General features: G+C 62.9%; 25 protein-coding genes and 3 tRNA genes. 15 read left to right on the top strand and 13 right to left on the bottom strand.

The window, feature by feature from the left end; all coding sequences use genetic code 11:
* Positions 1–6: 6 nt before the first annotated feature.
* Both P6U23_RS25625 and P6U23_RS25620 read left to right on the top strand, forming a co-directional pair.
* Positions 7–606: a DUF2147 domain-containing protein gene (locus P6U23_RS25625; protein WP_407181573.1), complete on the top strand. Its 600-nt coding sequence runs from the start codon at positions 7–9 to the stop codon at positions 604–606.
* 59 nt (positions 607–665) lie between these two features.
* On the top strand, positions 666–914 hold the full coding sequence (locus P6U23_RS25620) for a hypothetical protein (RefSeq protein ID WP_407175298.1): 249 nt from the start codon (positions 666–668) through the stop codon (positions 912–914).
* Here P6U23_RS25620 and P6U23_RS25615 read toward each other — a convergent pair.
* Entirely contained in the window at positions 911–1,126 is a 216-nt protein-coding gene (locus tag P6U23_RS25615; RefSeq protein ID WP_407175297.1) for a hypothetical protein, read from the bottom strand. The two genes, P6U23_RS25620 and P6U23_RS25615, sit on opposite strands and share 4 nt — an antisense overlap.
* Positions 1,127–1,274: 148 nt before the next feature.
* Here P6U23_RS25615 and P6U23_RS25610 point away from each other — a divergent pair, with 148 nt between their 5' ends.
* On the top strand, positions 1,275–1,724 hold the full coding sequence (locus P6U23_RS25610) for a cupin domain-containing protein (protein ID WP_407175296.1): 450 nt from the start codon (positions 1,275–1,277) through the stop codon (positions 1,722–1,724).
* 115 nt (positions 1,725–1,839) lie between these two features.
* Here P6U23_RS25610 and P6U23_RS25605 read toward each other — a convergent pair whose 3' ends face one another.
* Positions 1,840–2,664, bottom strand: coding sequence for an NAD(P)H-dependent oxidoreductase (locus tag P6U23_RS25605; protein WP_407175295.1), 825 nt, complete (start codon positions 2,662–2,664; stop codon positions 1,840–1,842).
* 96 nt (positions 2,665–2,760) lie between these two features.
* On the opposite strand from P6U23_RS25605, the gene P6U23_RS25600 reads away from it, so the two are divergent.
* Positions 2,761–3,684, top strand: coding sequence for a LysR family transcriptional regulator (locus P6U23_RS25600; RefSeq protein ID WP_407175294.1), 924 nt, complete (start codon positions 2,761–2,763; stop codon positions 3,682–3,684).
* Positions 3,685–3,789: 105 nt separating this feature from the next.
* A tRNA-Thr gene (locus P6U23_RS25595) sits at positions 3,790–3,864 on the top strand.
* Between the two features lie 115 nt (positions 3,865–3,979).
* On the opposite strand, the gene P6U23_RS25590 is transcribed toward P6U23_RS25595, so the two are convergent.
* Positions 3,980–4,501 carry a hypothetical protein gene (locus P6U23_RS25590; RefSeq protein ID WP_407175293.1) on the bottom strand — a complete coding sequence of 174 codons (522 nt, stop codon included), beginning with the start codon at positions 4,499–4,501 and terminating at the stop codon, positions 3,980–3,982.
* A gap of 206 nt (positions 4,502–4,707) precedes the next feature.
* Between P6U23_RS25590 and P6U23_RS25585 the strand changes: the two genes are divergently transcribed.
* The 3 genes from P6U23_RS25585 (at position 4,708) to P6U23_RS25575 (ending at position 6,520) form a co-directional block, all read left to right on the top strand.
* The gene (locus P6U23_RS25585; RefSeq protein ID WP_407175292.1) at positions 4,708–5,403 is read left to right on the top strand and encodes an urease accessory protein; all 696 of its coding nucleotides are present in this window, start codon (positions 4,708–4,710) and stop codon (positions 5,401–5,403) included.
* Positions 5,404–5,548: 145 nt separating this feature from the next.
* The gene (locus P6U23_RS25580; protein WP_407175291.1) at positions 5,549–6,001 is read left to right on the top strand and encodes a hypothetical protein; all 453 of its coding nucleotides are present in this window, start codon (positions 5,549–5,551) and stop codon (positions 5,999–6,001) included.
* Positions 6,002–6,079: 78 nt separating this feature from the next.
* Complete coding sequence (locus P6U23_RS25575; protein ID WP_407175290.1) at positions 6,080–6,520, top strand: hypothetical protein; 441 nt, start codon at positions 6,080–6,082, stop codon at positions 6,518–6,520.
* 58 nt (positions 6,521–6,578) lie between these two features.
* On the opposite strand, the gene P6U23_RS25570 is transcribed toward P6U23_RS25575, so the two are convergent.
* On the bottom strand, positions 6,579–7,400 hold the full coding sequence (locus tag P6U23_RS25570) for a TrmH family RNA methyltransferase (RefSeq protein WP_407175289.1): 822 nt from the start codon (positions 7,398–7,400) through the stop codon (positions 6,579–6,581).
* A gap of 225 nt (positions 7,401–7,625) precedes the next feature.
* On the opposite strand from P6U23_RS25570, the gene P6U23_RS25565 reads away from it, so the two are divergent.
* Both P6U23_RS25565 and P6U23_RS25560 read left to right on the top strand, forming a co-directional pair.
* Positions 7,626–7,711: transfer RNA gene (locus P6U23_RS25565), tRNA-Tyr, on the top strand.
* Between the two features lie 182 nt (positions 7,712–7,893).
* Positions 7,894–8,484 carry a TMEM175 family protein gene (locus P6U23_RS25560; RefSeq protein WP_407175288.1) on the top strand — a complete coding sequence of 197 codons (591 nt, stop codon included), beginning with the start codon at positions 7,894–7,896 and terminating at the stop codon, positions 8,482–8,484.
* A 113-nt stretch (positions 8,485–8,597) separates the two neighbouring features.
* On the opposite strand, the gene P6U23_RS25555 is transcribed toward P6U23_RS25560, so the two are convergent.
* Positions 8,598–8,999 (bottom strand): YciI family protein, encoded by a 402-nt coding sequence (locus P6U23_RS25555; protein ID WP_407175287.1) that lies wholly within the window; start codon positions 8,997–8,999, stop codon positions 8,598–8,600.
* A gap of 487 nt (positions 9,000–9,486) precedes the next feature.
* Here P6U23_RS25555 and P6U23_RS25550 point away from each other — a divergent pair.
* Positions 9,487–9,560: transfer RNA gene (locus P6U23_RS25550), tRNA-Gly, on the top strand.
* A gap of 57 nt (positions 9,561–9,617) precedes the next feature.
* Here the strand turns inward: P6U23_RS25550 and P6U23_RS25545 are convergent.
* Positions 9,618–9,887 carry a hypothetical protein gene (locus P6U23_RS25545; RefSeq protein ID WP_407175286.1) on the bottom strand — a complete coding sequence of 90 codons (270 nt, stop codon included), beginning with the start codon at positions 9,885–9,887 and terminating at the stop codon, positions 9,618–9,620.
* Here P6U23_RS25545 and P6U23_RS25540 point away from each other — a divergent pair.
* Positions 9,870–10,400: a substrate-binding domain-containing protein gene (locus P6U23_RS25540; RefSeq protein ID WP_407175285.1), complete on the top strand. Its 531-nt coding sequence runs from the start codon at positions 9,870–9,872 to the stop codon at positions 10,398–10,400. The two genes, P6U23_RS25545 and P6U23_RS25540, sit on opposite strands and share 18 nt — an antisense overlap.
* 275 nt (positions 10,401–10,675) lie before the next feature.
* On the opposite strand, the gene P6U23_RS25535 is transcribed toward P6U23_RS25540, so the two are convergent.
* From P6U23_RS25535 to P6U23_RS25515, 5 genes are all read right to left on the bottom strand, one after another.
* Complete coding sequence (locus P6U23_RS25535; protein WP_407175284.1) at positions 10,676–11,533, bottom strand: amidohydrolase family protein; 858 nt, start codon at positions 11,531–11,533, stop codon at positions 10,676–10,678.
* Complete coding sequence (locus tag P6U23_RS25530) at positions 11,530–12,894, bottom strand: short-chain fatty acid transporter (RefSeq protein ID WP_407175283.1); 1,365 nt, start codon at positions 12,892–12,894, stop codon at positions 11,530–11,532. Before P6U23_RS25530 ends, P6U23_RS25535 begins: the two co-directional genes overlap by 4 nt.
* Positions 12,895–12,977: 83 nt before the next feature.
* Positions 12,978–14,201, bottom strand: a complete 1,224-nt coding sequence (locus tag P6U23_RS25525; RefSeq protein ID WP_407175282.1) for a CaiB/BaiF CoA transferase family protein — start codon at positions 14,199–14,201, stop codon at positions 12,978–12,980.
* Entirely contained in the window at positions 14,198–15,073 is an 876-nt protein-coding gene (locus P6U23_RS25520; protein WP_407175281.1) for an HpcH/HpaI aldolase/citrate lyase family protein, read from the bottom strand. The genes P6U23_RS25525 and P6U23_RS25520 overlap by 4 nt, the downstream gene beginning before the upstream one ends.
* Before the next feature lie 20 nt (positions 15,074–15,093).
* Positions 15,094–16,467, bottom strand: coding sequence for a 2-hydroxycarboxylate transporter family protein (locus tag P6U23_RS25515; RefSeq protein WP_407175280.1), 1,374 nt, complete (start codon positions 16,465–16,467; stop codon positions 15,094–15,096).
* 119 nt (positions 16,468–16,586) lie between these two features.
* On the opposite strand from P6U23_RS25515, the gene P6U23_RS25510 reads away from it, so the two are divergent.
* Together P6U23_RS25510 and P6U23_RS25505 are read left to right on the top strand one after the other, a co-directional pair.
* The gene (locus P6U23_RS25510) at positions 16,587–17,567 is read left to right on the top strand and encodes a LysR substrate-binding domain-containing protein (RefSeq protein WP_407175279.1); all 981 of its coding nucleotides are present in this window, start codon (positions 16,587–16,589) and stop codon (positions 17,565–17,567) included.
* 329 nt (positions 17,568–17,896) lie between these two features.
* Positions 17,897–18,166: a DUF2312 domain-containing protein gene (locus P6U23_RS25505; RefSeq protein ID WP_407175278.1), complete on the top strand. Its 270-nt coding sequence runs from the start codon at positions 17,897–17,899 to the stop codon at positions 18,164–18,166.
* Positions 18,167–18,312: 146 nt separating this feature from the next.
* Here the strand turns inward: P6U23_RS25505 and glf are convergent, their stop codons facing one another.
* Both glf and P6U23_RS25495 read right to left on the bottom strand, forming a co-directional pair.
* Positions 18,313–19,494 (bottom strand): UDP-galactopyranose mutase, encoded by a 1,182-nt coding sequence (glf, locus tag P6U23_RS25500; protein ID WP_407175277.1) that lies wholly within the window; start codon positions 19,492–19,494, stop codon positions 18,313–18,315.
* A 434-nt stretch (positions 19,495–19,928) separates the two neighbouring features.
* Positions 19,929–20,342 (bottom strand): hypothetical protein, encoded by a 414-nt coding sequence (locus P6U23_RS25495; protein WP_407175276.1) that lies wholly within the window; start codon positions 20,340–20,342, stop codon positions 19,929–19,931.
* 95 nt (positions 20,343–20,437) lie between these two features.
* Between P6U23_RS25495 and P6U23_RS25490 the strand changes: the two genes are divergently transcribed.
* Entirely contained in the window at positions 20,438–20,959 is a 522-nt protein-coding gene (locus P6U23_RS25490) for a glycosyltransferase (protein WP_407175275.1), read from the top strand.
* The last annotated feature ends 139 nt before the right edge of the window (positions 20,960–21,098 follow it).

The following is a 21,098-nucleotide window of genomic DNA, read 5'->3' as shown; positions in this document are numbered from 1 at the left end:
AGGGTGTTGAAAATCCTGTGGCGAATAATCATCCGTACCGCGGTGGCCACCCTGCTGGCCGTGGCGCAAAACCGCGGTCAGGCGGCGGCCCTCTCCGATCCGAGCGGGACGTGGTTGACCGAAGACGGCCGCGCCCGCATTCGGGTCGAGCACTGCGGCGCGGCGCCGGAGCGGATCTGCGGCTATATCGTTTGGATGAAGGAGGCTGCCGACGGCAAAGGCCAGCCGCTGCGGGACAAGCTCAATCCCGATCCTGCCAAGCGTGCACGCGCGCTTCTCGGCCATCAGCTCATCCTCGGCCTGAGGCCGACGCAGGAGGGGCGCTTTGCCGGCGAGATCTACAACGCCGAGGACGGCAGGACCTACGGCATCACGATCTGGCGCGACGGCGCCGAGCGCCTGAACATCAAGGGCTGCCTGCTCGGTTTGCTCTGCTCCACACAAAGCTGGATGCGGACGACCGACGCGCTGCCGGGACAACTGGTCGGAACGACCGGCGATGCCACCGGCCCGACGCCCGATCCGGAGTGGGCGATGGCGCGGCAGGTTCGGCCGGCGACGACCAAGGTCAAAGCGCATAGTTCTCCCCGTAAAACTACCGGATGAGGGCTCGCTCGGCCGCGAATCGCTTAAGCTATCGATGCCGTACCTGGAAAGATGAGGCCATGGCCGACACTCTGGAACGAGATGTACAGGCGTTGAAGGAATGGCTCAGGCAGGCGTGGCGCTACCTCGCCGAGCCATCGCTGACCCGTTTTGAGCGGCAGGAAATTCGCAACCAGATCAAGCAAACGGACGCCGAACTGCGGGCCTGCCTGCAAAAACTGGCCGCGCAAAATCAGGCGCGAAGCAAGGCAATGGATGCGCCGGTACGGACCGTGCCGCGGTCGGATTTTCGCATTCTCAATGTCTAGCCAAGAGGAGAGCGCGCAAGCGCCGCCTGTTGCGCCTGGTGCAGCTTCGCCGCGCAGGTTATGGGATCCGGGCTGCCGCTGATCAGCTTGATCTGGCGACGGCATTCGGCAGCGAAGGATTGCAGCCGCTCGACGGTGAGCGTGTCTGTGATGCTCTTGGCGAGCCGCTCGGCGCGCAGCGCCTGATCCTGAAGATATGCCAATCTGTCCATGCCCCGTCTCCTTGCAGGGACAATTTGCAGCGAATTGCTTGGTTCCGAGGCTGCTCCAATCATGGCTAACGCCAGGTTAATTTCTGTGGCGTCGGACCGCTGTGGCGTGGGCGCGCGAGGCGAACGCCAACTTGGGAGGGTAAGGCGGATGAAAAGGATCGATATCGAAAAAGCACCCGTTTCATCGGGCTCGCGCTATCCCGGAGAACTGGCGCTGCCCTGCCTCAACAAGCTTCGCCGCCGGCTCGGCGCGGGCGCCGGCTTGAAGCAGATCGGCGTCAACCTGCTGGAGCTGGGTCCCGGTGCCTGGTCGAGCCAGCGGCATTGGCACACCAAGGCGGAAGAGTTCGTCTACGTTCTGGAAGGGGAGGTCGTGCTGGTGACGGACGCGGGCGAGGAGATTTTACGCGCCGGCGACTGCGCGGCTTTCCGCGCCGGCGATGCCGACGCTCATCACCTGCAAAACCGCAGCGAAGCGGCCGCACGCATTCTCGAAATCGGCTCGGCCAATCTGCGTGAGGACCAAGCCCATTATCCTGATGTCGATCTGCATGCCACCGCGGCGGGATATTTTCGCAAGGACGGGACGCGGTATTAGAGCATGATCCGGAAAAGTGTGAAGCGGTTTTCCGAAAAGATCATGCTCAAACAAGAATCTAAAGCGCGATAGCGATTCGATCTAATCCCATCGCGCTTTAGCTGTTCGAACCGTATCACCCTGCGGCTTCAAGGTCTGACTGCACCTGAAGCGCGTCCTCATCTCTCACGTGCAGCGCAAAGCCGCGCGCGTGCGGATCGGCGAGCCCTGCGCGGAGCTGCATGCTCGGAATCAGATAATCGCCTCCGTTCTGTTGCCGGTAGGGAATCGGCGCTGTGGTCGAAAGCGTCCGCATCCGCGCGCGCAGCCGCGCCGCATGAGACGCAAGGCCGGCTTCGTCGAGGCGGTCGGCCCGGTAGACCACGAAAGGCGGCAGCACCTGATAGCCAGGATAATAAAGTATGCCGTGCTGGATCGGGAACAGCAGGTCATCGATGGGCCCGTTGATGCCGCGGGCGGAATAGTGCTCCTCCCAGCCACCGGCGGTCACGATCAGCATCGCGCGCTTGCCCGCAAGCCTGCCTTCGCCGTAGCGGTCACCCCAGCGTCTGTCGCTGTGCTCGCCGACGCCATAGGCAAAGCCATAGGCGAACACGCGATCGACCCATCCCTTGAGGATCGCCGGCATGGAGAACCACCACAGCGGAAACTGCAGGATCAGCGCGTCGGCCCATAACAGCTTGTCGATTTCGGCTTTCACGTCCTCGGTCAGCGCATCCGCCTCGAAGGCCTGCTTGGAGGCATCCGCAACCTTGAGGCGTGCATCCGGCGTAAGCGGCGGGAAATCGGCACGATCGACGGCGGTCTTCCAGGTCTGGGCGTAAAGGTCCGAGACGCGGACCTCATGGCCTTGCGCTTCGAGTTCATGGACGGCGACGTCGCGCAGCGCGCCATTGAGCGAGCGCGGTTCGGGATGGGCGAAGACAAGCAGAACTTTCATGGGAAGGCGCGTCCAGTTGGTGAGCTACTGCCGCGCAACTAGAGAATTTGCCACTGATCCGCTATATGGCGCGGACGCATAATATTGTGCCGAAAAATGGATAGATCGGACGTTACCCTGGAGCGCATGCGGACCTTCGTTCGGGTCGCCGAGCGCGGCAGCCTGTCGGCGGTCGCGCGCGAGCTTGGGCTCGGACAATCGACGGTGACGCGGCAGCTTCGCGAGCTCGAGGATGCCGTCGGCGTTCCCTTGCTGAGCAGGACGACCCGGCGCGTCACCATGACCGACGAGGGCAGCCGCTATTACGCAAATTGCGTGCAGATCTTGCGCCTGGTCGAGCAGGCGGGCGACGAGGCCCGCGGCACGCGCGGCGCGCCGGCCGGCAACATCCGCATCTCCTGCACCGCGGCGTTCGGCGTGATGCATGTAAGCCGGCTGATCTTCGCGTTTCAGGATCGCTATCCCGATGTCGGGATCGATCTCAGTCTCACCGACGAGCGCGTCGATCTCGTGCGTGAGGGCGTCGATATCGCGCTGCGCTTGGGGCCTCTGACCGACAGCTCGATGAAGCTGCGCCCGCTCGGCCGGTCCCGCCGCCTGCTGGTCGCCGCGCCCGATTATCTCGCTGCGCGCGGGACGCCGATGGTGCCGCAGGATCTCGCCGGACATGAGGGCGTGCGAATGTCGAATGTCGCCGGCAGCGACACGCTCGTGCTGCAGGGGCCCGACGGCCATCGCCACGCGGTGCCCTTTGGCGGGCGCCTTCGCGTCGACCATGGCTTGGCCGCGCGTGAAGCGCTGGTCGCCGGCCGCGGCATCGGGCCCACGCACCACTGGCTGGTCGATGATCTTATCGCCGCGGGCCGGATCAAGCCGATCCTGCCCGACTACGCGCCGCCCTCGGTGCCCTTGAACATGCTGATCGTCCCGGAACGCGCCGGCATCGCGCGCGTGCGGCTATTGATCGATTTCCTTGCGCAGGAGATCGCGGCCATTCCGGGCATCCAGCAGGGGCGGTAACTTGCCGTCCTTGGCGGAGTGAGGACTGTAGCCCTTGGCCGCCAACTCTGCTATCTGACCGGCGCGACAGCTCGTCGGCCCGATCACACCAGCGAATTGGGTCAAGCCGGCTTAGCTCAGCGGTAGAGCAGCGGTTTTGTAAACCGAAGGTCGGGGGTTCAATCCCCTCAGCCGGCACCATTTCCATGACATTTAGTGAACCAAGCCATCGGCCGAAGTCCGAGCTTCAAAACGTCTAAAAAAGGCGGCCCCGGAAGGGACCGCTTTTTTACCTCTCGAGGAACGTTTCGCCTGCTCACCGGCACAGATGCCGGCGGCCGTCGGCGCCCATGAAATAGGTACCGGGGGTGCAGGCGAAGCCGTTTGGCCCGGCATAGGTCTGCTGCGGCCAGCCGCCGGCATTATAGCCATTGTAATAGGCGTAGGAATTGGCCGGGTAATAGCCGTAGGAATTAGCCGGGTAATAGCCGTAGGAATTAGCCGGGCGGAACGGCGCGGTCGCGATGGCGCCCGCGGTGTTCACGGCACCTGCGGCGATGGCACCCGCGGTTCCCACCGCACCGGCCGCGACATCAGCGGGCCAGAAGCCGGTGCCCTGGTTATAATAGCCACGGTTGTAATAACCATTGTTCCAGGCCTGCTGCTGATACGCCTGCTGCTGGTAGGCTGGGTTTGCGGGGTAATAGGCACGATGAGGGTGCCGATAACCACGCTCGGCATGTTGACCGCCGGCAGAATGATGAACCCAGGCCATCGCTGGGCTCGCCAGCGCGGAGACGGCAAGCGCCGTCGCACCAAGGATCGCTAATTTTGTCATGGGGGTGCTCCATTGACGTTGAACCTAGCCCTACGCACTCGCGCCGGATGTCGTTCCCTTCTTTTTTGGCTCTCGATTCACACAGCCGTGAGGTTTTTGCGAAGGAGGGTTGTACAAGGGCCGAACCAGTGTGAAGTTCCATCCGCCACCGCCAGCCTGAATCGTGGAACAGGCGGCGAGGGTAGTTGCGAGCGCAGGCGGGGACGATGTTCGGTATTTTGGGGCTCGGATTTCTTCTCGGCATGCAGCATGCCCTGGAGGCCGATCACGTCGCCGCCGTATCCAGCATCGCCGCCCGGCGAAGCGAGGTCGGCGATATCGTCAAGCACGGCCTGACCTGGGGCCTCGGCCACACGGTGACCCTGTTTGTCTTCGCCGGCGCGGCCATCATGCTTGGCCATGCCATTCCGGACAACTGGTCGCAGACCTTGGAGACGGCCGTCGGCATCATGCTGGTCGGCCTGGGCGTACACGTGCTGTGGCGGCTTTGGCGTGACCGCATCCATTTCCACAGTCACAGCCATGGCGACGGCACCGTACATTTTCACGCCCACAGCCATGCCGGCGAGACCATGCCGCATGGGCGCGCGCCCCATCAGCACAGCCACGGCTTCCGCTGGCGTACGCTGCTAGTGGGGTTGATGCATGGCATGGCGGGCTCGGCGGCGCTGCTCGTGCTGACGGTGTCGCAGGCGCCGAGCGTCGCCGCGGGACTTGGCTATGTCGCGCTGTTCGGCATCGGCTCGATGATCGGGATGGGCGCGCTGTCGACCGTGATCGCGGTGCCCATTGCAGTCTCCGCGCGCTGGCTCACCGCCGCGAACGGCGCGCTGCAGGGCGCGGTCGGCGTCATCACCATCGCCATCGGCCTGCGCACCCTCGTCGAGACCATGTTCGTTTGAATCGTTAACGGTTTCGTATCGGGATTGGCGGCAATTAAGCGCGGTAAATGCCTCGTGCGTTAGGCTTACCGGCAGTTTGGCGCGCCCCTTTAACCCTTCCTATCCCGCCTTCGGATAGATTGCATTTTAGCAATCGGACCAATCCATGCGTCTGTCTTTGACATCGGCCATCTTGATCGCAATGACCTCGGCGGCGTCTGCCTCGGAGGGATTCAATGTCGTCATCCCCGCGCGGCCCGGCATTCCCGTGATCATCAACGGCGTCGATGCGTCCTATGGAGTCGTCGAGGGCGAGTTCGGCCTCGGCAAGGGCGTGAACAATCTGCCGACCGTTTACGGCGGACGCTACGTCGATTACGCGCCCAATGTCGGCCACTATTATCCGAGCCTCGGCCAGAAGCCCGGCTATGGCCGGCTCGAGATCGAGCCGCCGCCCAATCGCAAATTGCCGCCGCCGCCACCCGAATATCACGAGTCATGGTCGGCGCATTCCGCGCCGCTGCCGGCCACGCAGCCGCCGGACGTTCCGCTTTATCCGCCGCCTGTCATCGTCGCCCCGCCGATGGGCGGCGCGCGCGGGCCGCAGAACTATCGGTGATATCGAGCCGCCAAAAATCAAGAAACGTCCGCACCGAATTCTAAAAGCCAACAAAAACAGGCTTAACAGGAGAGAGTAATGCGTCAGATTTTAACAGGAATGATTGCGGCTGCGGCCGTGATGACCGCGGGCGCCGCGACGGCGAACGCGTGCGGCTTCGGCGGCTGCTCACCTTGTGGTGGAGCCTATGTCGCTCCTTGCGCGCCGGCCTATGTGCCGAGCTACAGCTATGGCTACGGCTACGGTTATGGCTACACGGGATGCGGCACCTGCGGCGGCTGGGCCTATGAGCGCCTCGCCGCACCGACCACGCAATATTACTACGTGAACCAGGGCCCCACCTACACCGGCCCCGGCGCCTTCGCGCCCTATCCGGCCTACGAGGAAGATGCCTATCCCGTCTATGGCTACGGCTATCGCTGGCACCATCGCTACCACCACAGCTACGCGCCGCGTCACTATGGCTACCACTACGGCCCGTACTACCATGGCCGCCGTGTGCTGCGCCGTTACTACTGAGCTGTAAGAGCTCCAGCCTGAATCTCAGCGCCCGTTCGCAGCCCGCGGACGGGCGCTCTCATTTCATCAGCCCAAGCCGGCTTGTGCCGATATAGAGCGCGAGCACCGCGGCGTTGGAGACGTTGAGGCTCTTGATCTCGCCGGGCAGGTCGAGACGCGCCACCGCGCGGCAGGTCTCCAGCGTCAATTGCCGCAGGCCCTTGCCCTCGGCGCCCAGCACCAGCGCCAGCGGCTCGCGCAGCTCGATGGTGGAGAGATCCTCGCTGCCTTCGCTGTCGAGCCCGACCGTCAGGAAGCCGCGTTCGTTCAGCGCAGTCAGCGCCCGCGCCAGGTTTTGCACCGTGACCTGCGGCACCAGCTCGAGCGCGCCGGAGGCCGCTTTCGCCAGCACCCCGGTCGCCTCCGGGCTGTGACGCGCGGTGGTCACGATCGCCTTCACCGCGAACGCTGCCGCCGAGCGCAGGATGGCGCCGACATTGTGCGGATCGGTGATCTGGTCCAGGACCAGCACAAGGCCTTCCGGGGCGAGTGTCGACAGATCCGGCGAGGGCAGGGGATCGGCCTCGGCATAGAGCCCCTGATGCACGGCATCGGCGCTCAAGAGGCGGTCGATCTCGTTGGGCCGCACGATTTCCGGCGCCACAAGGGTCTCGATATTGTCCTCACTCAGCCGCCGCGCGGCGTTCTCGGTGAGCAAGAGCTTGCGGATGCGGCGCTGTGGGTTCGCGAGCGCCATCGTCACCGTATGCCAGCCGTAGAGGATGACCGGGCCATCGCCCGCGCCCTCGCGAGCGCGCCAGGCCGGCCGGCCGCCGGACCGGCTTTTGTCGAATGGTCTTCCGCCGCGCCGGAACGGCGGCTTTCGGTCGCGATCGGTCATGGGCTCCCACTCATCCTGCGCGCCTTGTGTCACGGGTTCCGGACAATGGCAATTTGGCCCCAATCGGTACCAAATTCGCCGGCGGCCTTGGTTGACTTTGCCGCGCCCCGTCCCCATAAACGCGGCCGACTGTTCGCCGTCATTGGGCGGCGCGGTCTTCACCCTCCATGGTCCCGGTCCGTCGCCGCTTGGAAAGCGGCCTCGCGGGTTGCGAGGCCATCGAGCGGGGGAGTGTCCCGAGTGGCAAAGGGAGCTGACTGTAAATCAGCCGCCTCATGGCTTCGAAGGTTCGAGTCCTTCCTCCCCCACCAGCCTTCGCTCGCTTCGCGAGCTGCGGCTTGGCAAGCCGACTGAGCGCGAAGGCTGCCACGCCGAAAAGGGTGGAGGCGGGCTACGGGTGGCGCGGCCGCGCCTAGCCCGTGAGGGCGAAGCGAGTCCGGCGTAGCTTAAGCCGAGCGAAAGCGAAGACGGACTTAGACCAGGCATCACCGCCATGGATAAACCCAGCCCCGAACAGTTCGAAATGCGGCGGCTGGAATCCCTGAGCAACACCATTTTCGGTGTTGCCATGACCCTGCTTGCCTATGACCTGCCGCGGGCCACGGAGTTTGGCCATGCGCCGGGCTGGGCCGAGCTCTACCACCTCTATGCGCCACGGCTGATCGCGCTGGTGCTCAGCTTTGTCATTGCCGGGGTGTTCTGGGTCAGCCATCAGCGCAGGCTTGCCCGGCAGCCCCATGCCGGCCGTGCGGTGGTCCTCATTAATTTGGGCTTTTTGCTCCTGATTATTCTCCTGCCGGTCAGCAACGGCCTCTACGGCAATTATGGCGCGAGCAGCGCGGTGGCGGTGCTCTATGGGCTGCATCTGACCGCGATTGCCGCCGTGAACGCCTGGCTGTGGTGGATCGCGACCCGCGGCCAACCGGCGCGCCCAGAGCTTGCGGGCGCGCTGTTTCCGCTGCTCCTGCTGCTGTCGGGCACGCTACTGGCGACCGTTGCCCCACAATATGCCCAATATCTCTGGCTGCTCGCCTTCGGCGGCGTGCTGGCGCATCGCTTCGTCGGCGATCGAACCGTAGCGTAACCAGAGCATGAGCCGGACCCGGAGGGCCGCGTTGGCGCAAACCCCAAGCATTTGCGCCGAGATCATGCTCGAACAAGAAGCTGGAAGGGCGATGTCGATTCGACCTCCGCGCTTTAGTCGGGGCGAATCACCTCGGGTGCCTCGTTCCTCGAAATGGTTTGGCCGGGCAGAAACACCCCGATCGGGCGGATCTCGTAGACCGCGCTGGGATTGGCCTTCTTCAGCTCGCGCGCGGCCGCGATCGCACCATCCTCGTCATCGAACTCGACGATGTAAAAGCCAAGCAATTGCTCCTTGGTTTCGGCAAAGGGGCCGTCCAGCACGGTGCCTACACCGGGCCCGCGCAAGGTCCGCGCCTTTTGGGTCGTGCCCAGTCGCGCCGCGGGCCCCAATCTGCCTTGCTGATTGATGCGCTCATGGGCCTTGGCCAGGTCCATCATGACAGTTGCATCGGCTTGCGGCGTCCACGACATCACCTCGGTTTCGACGTGATAGGCGAGAATGGCATAGAGCATCGCTTTCCCCTTTCCTGACCGGATCGACCTTACTCAAGGACGTTTGAGCGTTGCCATTTCTGACATCGCACAAACCTTCGCCGCCACAATGCGGCAAAACGATCCTGAGACCGCACAGCGCACCAGTGCCGGTAGGCGCGCGCTTCGAAACGAGGGCGCGAAATTGAGGGAATAACCCGGCCAACAGAAACGCGGCGGGATCGCTCCCGCCGCGCTCACCTGTTGCAACTCGCTGGTCCAGGCGCCGAGGCGCCCATTGCCAGGCGCTAGACGTACCTAGCGGGCGACCTCAGCGAGGTGACAGCGCTTAGGATAAGACACTGGATCACCTCCTTTCATTGTTGATGGGACAACCAATATAGGCACGCCCAGCCGCGTGTTAAAGGCGCTTCTTAAAGCTGTCCGTTAAAGCGCCTCCGCCGTGGAACAAGCGCGTTAGGACGGTTGAAGCGGGCAGGCCGACCGTGTTAGGTGATCCCGTGGCCTCGCGGGTGTAGCTCAATGGTAGAGCAGCAGCCTTCCAAGCTGAATACGAGGGTTCGATTCCCTTCACCCGCTCCAAGCTTTTCAATCACTTAACACATCCTCCGTTTTCCATTCGGACAAGCATGCTGGTGCTCATTCGGACAAATGTCCGTCTTTCGTTCGCACGGCACGACGCTTCTTCGTGCCTTGTGCGATCTGTTTCGTGGTGCGCTTGACGTACTTCGGCAGCACCTTGACGGTGGTGTGCCGACTCTGTGCCAGGATCTCGCGGTCGGTCAGCTCGGCATCGCCGGTCTCAGTTAGCCCGCCATGCCGGAAGGATGTGAAGGACAGTTCATCGCGCAGGCCGGCGGCCCTGATCACTTCCTTCACCTTGCGACTCATGTGCGTGAAGTCAGGCATGTCCGGCTTGGGCCATGTAGGCCACGGCCCGCGGTTGCCCCAATCACGTCGCAGCATCAGGCCTCCGATGCGATCGCGCTTGACGGCATTGAGCTCGGCCATCAGCTCGGGATAGAGCGCGACGCCCGCATCATCGAAGAGGGGGATCCAGCTTTCAGCGCCGGTCTTCTCATCGATTATCCGATCTTGATGCAGGGCGCCAAGTCGGGCTCTGGCCTTTATTTCAGCAAGTGGCTGAAATCGGAAGGCGTGGTGTTTCCGCGCGTGCTGACCTGCGACAGCATGACAGCCGTGCTCGGTCTCGCGGTGGCGGGGCTGGGCGTGAGCTATCTGCCCCTGTGCTTCCGGCCCTTGATCGAGGCCGGTAAGCTCATGATCGTTCCGACCAGGCCCGCGCTTCCGCCCGTTCCCTACACGGCGATGTACCGGAACGATCGCCCCTCCGCCTTGACCTCCGTGGTAGTAGAGCTTGCCCGCACGCTTTGTGACTTCTCCAAGCAGCTTCAGGGCTGAGGTGAGGCGACTTGCCGGCGTCCGCCGATCAACTTGCGGAGCCGGGGCGAGCGCTTTCTCCTGGCCCGTCATTGCGAGGAGCGAAGGCGACGACCCGCCGTCGCTCGCTGCGCGAGCTATGGCGAGGCGTGAAGTCCTGCCGAAGCGCCTTTGCGCGTAAGCGGAAGCAATCCAGACTCCATCCGCGGAGAAAGTCTGGATTGCTTGGCTTGCGCTCGCAATGACGCCGGAGGTTGGGCGCGCGTCCTCCCAATTCGCGGAGCGCAGCGACCACTCTAATTCTTCTCAAATCCATAGAGCTTGGCGGCATTGTCGGCCAGGATGCCGCTCCGCACCTTGCTGTCGTCCGCCCAGACCGCAAGCAGATCGAAGAGCTTTGCATCGTCCGGCTTGTGCTTCTCCGTTACGTGAGGCCAGTCGCTGCCCCAGACGAGCCGCTCGGGCGCGTTGGCCACGAAAGCCCGCGCCGTTCTGGTTGCATCCGCGTAGGCGGGTGGTCCTTGCGTGGTGTTGAGATAGGCACCTGCGAGCTTCACCCAGGCCCGGCCCTTGTCCACGAGATCGAGGATGACGCGGAAGGCGGGATGATCAGGTCCTTGCTGCGGTGGCAACCGCCCCATGTGGTCGAAAACGATCGGACAAGGTAGTCTGCCGAGCATGGCCGCCGTATCGGCGATCTGCTCGCCGGACATATGTATCTGCACGTGCCAGCCGATATCCGCGATACGCCTGGCCAGCGGCTCGATCATGTCGGTCGTGGTGACCGTGTCTTTCGGATTCCAGACGCTGAAGCGAAGTCCGCGAATGCCGGCGGCGTCGAGCCGCTTCAATTCGCCATCGGTGACGTCGAGACCACATACGCCGATGCCCCGCGCCTTGTCGCCAAAGCGCTCGAGCGCGTCGAGAAGACAGGCATGGTCGGTACGATGATATTTGGCCTGCACGAAGACGACACGATTTGTCCCGATCCGCAACTGAAGCTGACGATAGTCGGCCGCGGTCATCCCGGCCGGCCGTTCGAGTTCGGGCGTCGGAAAGCGGGGGTCGAGAACGTGGCAGTGTGAATCGCACGCTCCCGCCGGCGCGGCGGTTTGAGGACGTGCGGTCCCGCTGGAATTCGGTACTTGCGTCATGTCAGCAACAGCAGCGCGGCACCATAAATGATGCCCGCAACGAAAAACGTGATCACGGTATAGCCGAGAACACGCTGAATCCCGATCCCGGCCATCGCAACGACCGGCAGCGCCCAGAATGGCTGCATCATGTTCGAGACCTGCTCGCCCATTGCAACGCTCATCGTCGTTGCTGGAATGGATGCGTGGAGCTCCACCGCGGCGGGGATCGCGAATGGTCCTTGCACGGCCCAATGGCCGCCGCCGCTTGGGACCAGGAAGGTGATGAACAGTGATGCGAAGTAGGTCCAGAACGGCAAAGTGTGTGCGGTGGCGATAGCAACGAAGAACTTGGAAATCATCGCGGCCAGGCCCGTTGTGTCCATGATGCCCATGATCCCGCCGTAGATCGGATATTGCAGGATCATGGAGCCGGCCTGCTTCGCCGCATTCTTCATCGCTTCCGAATAGGCGACTGGCGTGCCGTGGAGGGCCACGCCGACGATCAGCAGGATCAGGATGACCCTATTGGCGTCGAAGTTGACGCCCTTCGACCACCATGTGAACCCGAGATAGCTCACGCCCAGCAAGACGAGAAAGAGGCTCACGATCGGCGCGCGATTGGCGGCTTCGGCGAATGAATCCGCGGATTTGGCGGGCTTGATGGACGATGCCTCTTGCGCATCGGCGGGGACGAACGCCACGATTTCATCCTCGCGGGGCTTGAGGAACACAAAGACGATCGGGACCAGGACGACCACGGCCAGCGTCGGCACCAGATTAAAGGTGGTAAAGACCGTCTGCCCGAATGGAAGCATCTGGCCGGTCAACTTCTCGACGATGTTGAGCGCATTTCCGTGTGTCGCCTGCGAGAGCGCGATCGAGCTCGATGGACCGCTCGCCCAAATGACCCATCCGGAATAGGCGGCTGCGACGAGCCAGCCGAAATCGAGATGAATTCGCTTCGCGACTTCCCGCGCCAGAATGGCGCCCACGACAAGTCCAAATCCCCAGTTCAGCCAGGAGGCGACCGCGGCGATCAGAAAGGTCACGACGACTGCCTGGTTCGGCGTGGAGAGCATTGCCACGAGCCGCTTGAGTCCACGCTGCACCAGCGGCGCGTGCGCGACCGCATGCCCGGTCACAAGGATCATGATCATCTGGAAAGCAAAGCCGATGATGCCGAACAGGCCCGCATACCAGGACGTGACGACGGTAACGAGATCACCCTTGGGAGCGAACAGGAGCGCAGCGGCCGCAACGGCGAACGTCAAGCCGATCGCAATGACGAACGGATCGGGGAGAAGCCGCTCGAACAGATAGACCGATCCCGCCACGAAGCTTCGTCGGTGAGATGGGGCTGATATTTCCTGAGTCGCCACGGATTTCTCCTCCCTTTTCATATTGGGCGCCGGTTTTGTGTGTCTTTGCGTTCGGGGCTGGCCGATGCCTATCGGACCGATTGTCAGCCGCCGCAGATCACCCCTGCCAGCTTGAGCTCGTCGTAAGCTGCCGGGCTGATGCCGATCTCGGCGAGCAGTTCGCGGTTGTGCTGTCCAAGAGCCGGCGCCGGCGTTCGTATCGAGCCCGGTGTCTGTGCAAAACGCGGGACAACGTGGTGCATCGGGATGTGTCCCATCTCCGGGTCCGGATAGTCGGCGATCACTTCGCGAGCGATGACATGAGGGTCGGCCATGATCTGGGGCGTGTCGTAGATCGGGCCGATCGTGACCTCGGCTTCTTCGAAGAATGCGACGTTTTCCTGTTGCGTGCGCTCCCCGATGAATGCGCCGATGATGGCGTCCAGTTCCTCCGCATGACGCAGGCGGTCCGAATTGGTCCGGAAGCGCGGATCGTCGATCAGCTCCGCTCGCCCGATCGCCCGGAACAGGCGTTCGGTCATCTTCTGGATTGAACCTGATAGGCTGACATAGTGACCGTCGCTGCATCGATAGACGTTGCGGGGCGCCGAGTTGGTCGAGCGGCTTCCGGTGCGTGGCTTTACCTTGCCGGTGAGGCGGTAGTTGGCGGCTTGCGGGCCCAGGATTGCAAACAGGGGATCGAGCAGTGACAGATCGATCACCTGGCCCCGACCTTTCATTTCCGCTTCGCGTAGCGCGATCATCGCCGCGGAGGCGCCATAGAGTCCGGCAACGCCATCGGCAAGATACATCGGCGGCAAGACCGGCTCCCGATCGGCAAATCCGTTGATCGCGGCAAAACCCGATACGCCTTCAATCACGGTGCCGAAACCCGGGCGCTGGGCATAAGGACCGTCCTGGCCCCATCCAGAAATGCGAACGACGACGAGCGACGGGTTGAGCGCCAGCAGCGCATCCGGCGATAGCCCCATTTTTTCCAGCACGCCGGGCCGAAAGCTTTCGACCAGGATCTGCGCCGATGGCACCAGTTTGCGGATGATCTCGATGGCTCGCGGATCACGCAAGGACAGGCACAGGCTCTTCTTGTTGCGGGCATAGATTTTCCAGTGCGTCTCAATGCCCTCGGTCTTCCACCCGCGCAGCGTGTCGCCCTCGGGCGGTTCGATCTTGATCACTTCGGCCCCGAAGTCGCCGAGGAGTTGAGTGAGGACGTTTCCCGCGAACAGGCGCGAGAGGTCCAGAACGCGGATGCCATCGAGCGTGCCCTGACGATCAGGTTGGTAGTCGCGGGCGTGCAGGTTGCTCATCTCGGGTCTCCGGCCTGAATACGATCCACCAGCGCGACGATCGCACGCGCGCGCTCGACGAAGGGCTTGTCGATCATTTGGCCGTCGACGAGATAGGCGCCCACACCGCGTGTGTCGGCTTCCGCTGCCGCTGACACGACCTTCCTGGCCCAGGCGATTTCAGCGCTATCAGGCATGAACGTCTCGTTCGCGGCGGCAATCTGGCTGGGGTGAATACAGCTCTTGCCGGCAAAACCGTGGCGTTTCGCGGCCTGGCACTCGGCGCGGTAGCCGTCGATATCTTTGACGCTCGCGAAGGCGCCATCATAGGCGGCGACACCTGCTTCCGCAGCGGCGAAGCGGACCGTGAGCCGGATATGGGCAAGTGCGCTGCCGTCCGACCGGGCGATGCCGCAGGGCTCCAGCAGATCGGCGTAGCCGATCTGCAAGCCGACCACCCGGGGATGTGCGCTCGCAAGTTCGGCGGCATGACGCAGGCCTTTGGGAGTCTCGATGTTGAGCAGGATTTTGGCCTGCCTGTCGGAGGAATGCAGCGTTTCGCTGCGTTCGATCCGCTCGATGGCGTCGACAACATCATCCCTATCTTCCGCCATCGGGAGATTGATGACGTCGATCCGCATTCCGGCGAGCGCGTCGATGTCGGCGCCAAATTCAATCGTCGTGGGGGCGTTGACGCGGACCACGATGATTTTGGGCGCGGGGGCCGGCAGGTCTCGCAGGAATTGGCCGAGCTCGGCACGGGCCCGCGCTTTCTGACTGTCGGCGACCGCATCTTCCAGATCGACCGACAGGGCATCCGCGGCCGAAGCGAGCGCCTTGCCGAACAGCTCAGGCCGCGAGCCGGGGACGAACAGCTTGCTTCGCATCAACATATTATCCTCCTTGTGTCGGTTCAGAGGACCTTGAAATGAGCCATCGCGATGATGGCGAGAGTCACGGTGATAGCACCGCCGATCCGGGTCGCCACCTGCGCGAACGGCATCAATTCCATTCGCTCGGCCGCGGTGAGGATCATCACATCGCCGGTGCCGCCGAGGCCGCTGTGGCAGGCGTTCACGATCGCGGACTCGATCGGGTACATCTTCATCCAGCGGCCGACGTAAAATCCCGTTGCCGTGAGGGTCACAACGGTTGCGACGATGGTGATGAGATTGGCGGGATGGAAGGCCGCGACCAGTTCGTGCCAGGGTGTCAATGCAACCGCAGTCGAGAACAGCAGAGGGTAGGTCACGGCGATAACGAAGAAACGGAACACGACGCGGGCGCCTTCCTCGATTGACGCCGGGACGGCGCGAAACAGCTTGGCCGCCACCACCAGGAACAGCATGGCGACCGGGGCGGGCAGACCGACAAGCCTGTAAATCAACGTACCAAACACGTAAATGGCGATGCCAGTGATCCCGCCCGCAGCGACGGTGGCTACATCGATATTCGTGACGCTCGAATACGTCCGATGCTGCGCGTCGTCCGCCGTGCCGCCGCTGTCCGGCTCGAGCTGGCCGTTGCCGGTGAGATCGGGACGGCTTTTGCCGAGCGAGTTCAGCGCGCCGCAACAGACGATAGCGACCAGATTGCCGAAGAAGACCAGCGGCAGAATCTGGCCGATCATCGCGCCCTGATCGAGTCCCAGCGTCTCCGTATAGCCGACCGAGAGCGGAATTGCGCCTTCGCCGACCCCGCCGGCCATCACCGGTATCACGACATAGAGGATCGAGCGCCAGAAGCCGAGGCCGCAAATCCAACCGATGATGCCGCCGACGCCGAGCGCGGCGAGCGAGCCGGCGGTGAGCGGCACGAAGATCTTCACGAATCCCTGCAGCAGCACCTGCCGGTTCATGCTCAGGATCGAACCGACGACGACCGCCGTGATAAAGAGATAGATGAAATTGGTTGCCTTGGTGAAGGTCGTGACCTGCTGCACCAGCGGCGCGGGCAATAGCTGATGCGCGACCAGAAATGACGGCAGGAAGATCGTCAGGAGTGATGATCCGCCGATCGCGTTCAGAACCGGGATCCGCCGCCCGATCTCGGCGCAACTGAAGCCGCCGACGACAAGCACGGCGATCATCACCGTCACCTCGCCGGAGATCTTGCCCATGAACGAGAACGCCGCGATCAAGCCGAGCAGGAGAAGATAGATCGGCAGAGGGATGATGCCGACCCGGATTTCCATCAAGCGTTGCAGCCGGTTGGAACCAGGCGTCGCGATTGGCGTCGCGTGAGCGGCGGCCGGGGGCATCGGGTCGGCGACCGCATCGCTCGTCATCGTTTCCTCCGTGAGGCATCTTTGTGCGGCCGGTTGCTGCCCGACCGTCGCCGGGAAGCTTGCAGGAGGCCGACCTTCACGTAAAATGCATTAATGGCAATTATTCATGAGAAATAGGCATGAAAATCCCCATCGATGGCGTCCAGGCCTTTGTCCATGTCGCCGAGTTGGGCAGCTTCAACCGCGCGGCCGAGCATCTCTTCATCACTCAGACCGCGCTGACCCGGCGCATCCAGCGCCTCGAAGCGTTCGTGGGCCTGCGCCTGCTGGACCGCACGACGCGTTCGACGTCCCTAAGTCCGACGGGTAAGGATTTTTTGCCGCTGGCGCGGCGGATCGTCGATGACCTCGTTCATGGACTCGATCGGCTCCGAACCTCGTCGCGGCTGGGGGTTGGCGACGTCACGGTCGCGACATTGCAATCGGTCGCGTTCCGGCAGTTGCCGCTGGCCCTGCGCAGCTATTCCCGGAAATATCCCGAAAATCGCGTTCAACTGCTGGAGCGATCGGGCGCGCTGGTGACGGAGGCCGTGCGCCAGGGCCAGGCTGATTTCGGCATTCACATCCAGCACGAGCCTCATCCTGATCTTACGGAGGAGACGCTGATGCGCGATCCCTTCGTCCTGGTGTGCAGCCGCTCGCACCGGGTGGCAAAACTGAAGAAGGTGGCGTGGTCTGGTCTGCAGGGTATCGATCTCATTACGCTCGGCGGCGCCAGCGGCAACCGTCGCATCGTCGAAGCCCATTTGAGCAAGGCCGCGCTGAAGCCGCGCGGCAGGTTTGTGGTGGAAAGCACGCCAAGTGCGATTGCGCTGGCGCGCGAAAATGTCGGGGCGGCCATCTTGCCGGCCGCGATGAAGGCCACGACCGTGGCGACGGGACTGATCGAGGTGCCGCTGGTCGAGCCCGTCGTCTACCGTTCCATTGCGCTGGTCAGGCGGAAGAATGAGACCCTGTCGCCTGCGGCAGAGGCGCTATACGCGCTGATCAAGGAACAGATGTTGGGGGCAAGCAAGATGGGGGCGGGGACGGCAACATCACGCCGCAGCGTCAGCCCGCAGGCGGGGAACGGAAAAGCGAAATTGTCGGCGGCACCCTGATCAGGTCGCGCCGGCCACCCGTCCGGTTGCGCGGCGGGGCTATGGCATGTGGATTTCTGCTGTTCGTGCGGCAGCCGCTTCAACGAATTCGGTGTCGTCCCCGCGAAGGCGGCCATAACCCCGGGCTGGATTTTGGCGAAGATCGGTAACCCATAATCTCGCGCCACAACTACAGCCTGGGGTTATGGGTCCCGGCTCGCGCGGAGCTTGTCATCGGGCCGCGCTTTCGCGCGGACCCGTTGGCTTGCCCGGGGACGACAGCCTCCGGCTTAACACATTGGTCACTTGTTTGCGCTCATTTTCCCGATCTCATTCAACAGGGAGTCACCATGTCGGACATCACCCTTCCCGGCGGACGGATTCGTTCTTTTGTGGAGCGGATCGAGCACTTGGATGCCGAATTGCAGGAGTTGAACGAGCAGAAAAAGGAGGTCTTTTCAGAGGCCAAGGCCGAGGGTTTTGATGTCAAGATCCTCAAGGAAATCATCAAGCTGAGAAAGCAGGATCAGGAGGAGCGCGACGAGCGTGAGACTCTGCTTGATCTCTATATGAGGGCGATGGAAACGTCCGAGCCGGAACCGACCGCCAAGGCCGCTTGAGGCGACCCCAGATCACGATACCAAACCAGGCGCGAGCGCCTTAGGAGCGCTCGCCCGCATTTTCCTACATATAAGATCGGCGCAGCAGAGCAGGCCAGCTCTGCCGCCGTGGCGCCCCTCCGCGCAAGCATCTGACCGGCGCTTGTTCAGTCGTTCACAGCGACCCGCTCGCGCATGCCGGCTCCTGCAAGAAATGGCCGGACCTGATGCTCGAAAGTCTTGAGCGCGGCACCGATGGCCTGGTGCATGTCGAGGTATTTATAGGATCCGAGGCGCCCGCCGAAGATGACGTTCGGATGAGCCGCCATCATGATCTTGTAGGACTCCATGATCCTTTTGTCGGCCTGGGTGTTGATCGGGTAATAGGGCTCGTCCTCGCGGCCGGCAAAGCGGGAATATTCGCGGTAGATGGTCGTCTTCGCGAGCGCATGCTCCCGTTCGGGGTGAAGATGCTTGAACTCGTGAATGCGGGTGAACGGCACCTCCTCGTCAGCGTAATTGATCACGGCGGTGCCCTGGAAATCGGCAACATCATGCACCTGCCGCTCGAGCTCGACCGTGCGCCAACCCAGAAGGCCGCAACGATAGCCAAAGAAGCGATCGATCGGGCCGGTATAGATCACGAGCTGCCGCGGCCGTAAGCTTTCGGCGACGTCAAAGAAGTCGACGCCGAGGCGAACGTCGATTTTGGGATGCTTGAGCATCTGCTGAAAGACCGCCGTATAGCCGCGGCTGGGCATTCCCTCGAAGCGGTCCGAAAAATAGCGATCATTATAGGTCATCCGCACCGGCAGCCGGCTGATGATGTCGGCCGAAAGGTCCTTGGGATCGGTCTGCCACTGCTTTTGCGTGTAGCCGCGGATGAGGAGATCGTAGAGCGTACGACCGATCGAGCCGACCGCCTTGTCCTCGAGATTGAGCGCCCGCGACTGGCCAGCGGCGCCGGCTTCCGCGGCGATCACGGCGCTCGCCTCTTGCGGCGTCATGTGACGGCCAAAGGCAGCCGAGATCGTCGCCAGATTGATCGGCATCGAATAGACGCGGCCACGCGCAACGGTGATAACGCGATGGCGATAGTCCGTGAAGCTCGTAAAGCGCTGCAGATGGCTCCAGACGAGCTCCGAATTGGTGTGAAAGATATGGGTGCCGTAACGGTGGACTTCGACGCCGCTTTCGGCATCCACTTCCGAATACGCGTTGCCGCCGACATGGTGGCGTCGATCGATGACGCAGACCGAGCATCCGAGTTGGCTCGCGACCCGCTCGGCCATCGTCGCCCCGTAGAACCCGGCTCCGACCACGACGACGTCGAAGTCTGTCAAATGCATGTGTCCCCGCTCAGCCTGATTTTTGCCGGGAGCGGCGGATCGCCCGCAATCCCGCCGGGGTGGTACGGGGCAGGGAAGCGGTTCAGGCGGAATATTCAGGAGGAAACGCAAAAATATCGCGCCGGAGAAAACTCGGTTACTCGTTCAACGACAAAGTCCGGGATTTGCAGCGCTTCGCGACGTCTTGGACAGTCTTAGCGCCGAGATCCGTCGATCATGACCGTTATCTGCATTCCGACCGCGAACACCACGGCTTACGATTCAGTTCGCGGAATCCTGGCAATGGCCGGTGCCGAGCTCGACCGTCTCGGGCATGAGGTTGAACTGCTCAACATCGGGCGCCGGATGCCGCGCAGCGTCTCAACGCCCTGTTGCCGCGCCGTTCGGAGACGGTCGCAATCGGCATGTCCGGTATCGGCCTTGAGCTCTACACCTCAGACCACAAGCTGTTCTGGGAAGCCGCGCAAATTCCGTTCTTCTCCTGGTATTGCGATCACCCCTCGTACTTCGTCCGCCGTCACCGCATCCAAAGCCGGTACGTGGTGCATGGATATGTCTTCCCGGACCACGCCGCCTTCAATCGCGATTTTCTTCGGCTCGAGAGCCCGGTCTTCGCCGCGCATATCGGCATTCCCGATCCGGGCTTTTTCAGTGCGGCATCCCCGGAGAAGAGGAACGGACGAATCCTCTTTGCGAAATCCGGATGGAGCACCGCCGAACTCGAGCGGGAATTTCGGGCGACGATGCCGGAGAAACTGGCGAGGATTCTGTTCGAGGCGATCGAAGCCGCGCGCGGCAAAAGCTGCGGCGCCTTTCCTGAAATCCTCACCGCCATCGCAGCCGATCATCTGGTCTATCTCACCCCGGCGACACGATCTTCAACGCGCTTCTCACGCGCTTGGACAACTATACCCGGGCGCAGCGAACTCAGGAGGTCGGCGCGATGCTGGCCGATTATCCCGTCGATTTCGTCGGCGGCGGCTGGAGCGAGCTCGCCGAAACCACGATGGCAAAATCGGCGCGCTTTCTCGGACCTCTGCCGTTCGACGCGGAGCGGGCAGGCCTTGGCTCCTATCTCGGCGCGGTTTCGCTCAATCCCAACGCCGAGTTCTCGATGCACGACCGCGTCTTCTTTTCACTCGGAGCCGGCACGGTCCCGATCTTCGATGCCAACCAGTTCTCGAGGTGGCACCTGCCGCTTCTCTCCCGCTTCAGCTTCGCTCAAGATCCTGACAGTCTTCGCGCCGCGGTCGAAACGGTGCTTGCCGATCCGGCAGCCGCGCAAGCCGCGACGGCCGCAACCTTTGCCGAAATCTACCCGCGCTTCTCGATGCGGCGCTCGGTCGAAGATATTTGCGAGATCCTGACCCAATTGGCCGGTGCTGGCGCCGAAAAACTCCTCCCCGCGGAGCCGTTTCCCGCCGGTGTCTGGACCCCTCAGCAACTCGCCAAGGCTGTCGCCTAGCGCAGGCGCGTTGCGGCGCCTTCATGGTGCATCACGACGACCGAGACTGATGCGTATCCCGATACGACGCAAGTCCAGCCATTCGGCACGGACCGTTCGCGCGTGGCGGTGCATCGACGCTCTGCCGCGAAGCCACGGT

The organism is Bradyrhizobium sp. STM 3562 (assembly GCF_045571435.1).
Taxonomy (GTDB): Bacteria; Pseudomonadota; Alphaproteobacteria; order Rhizobiales; family Xanthobacteraceae; genus Bradyrhizobium.
The sequence above is the reverse complement of the archived record's forward strand: the minus strand, read 5'-3'. Positions and strand labels throughout refer to the sequence as shown.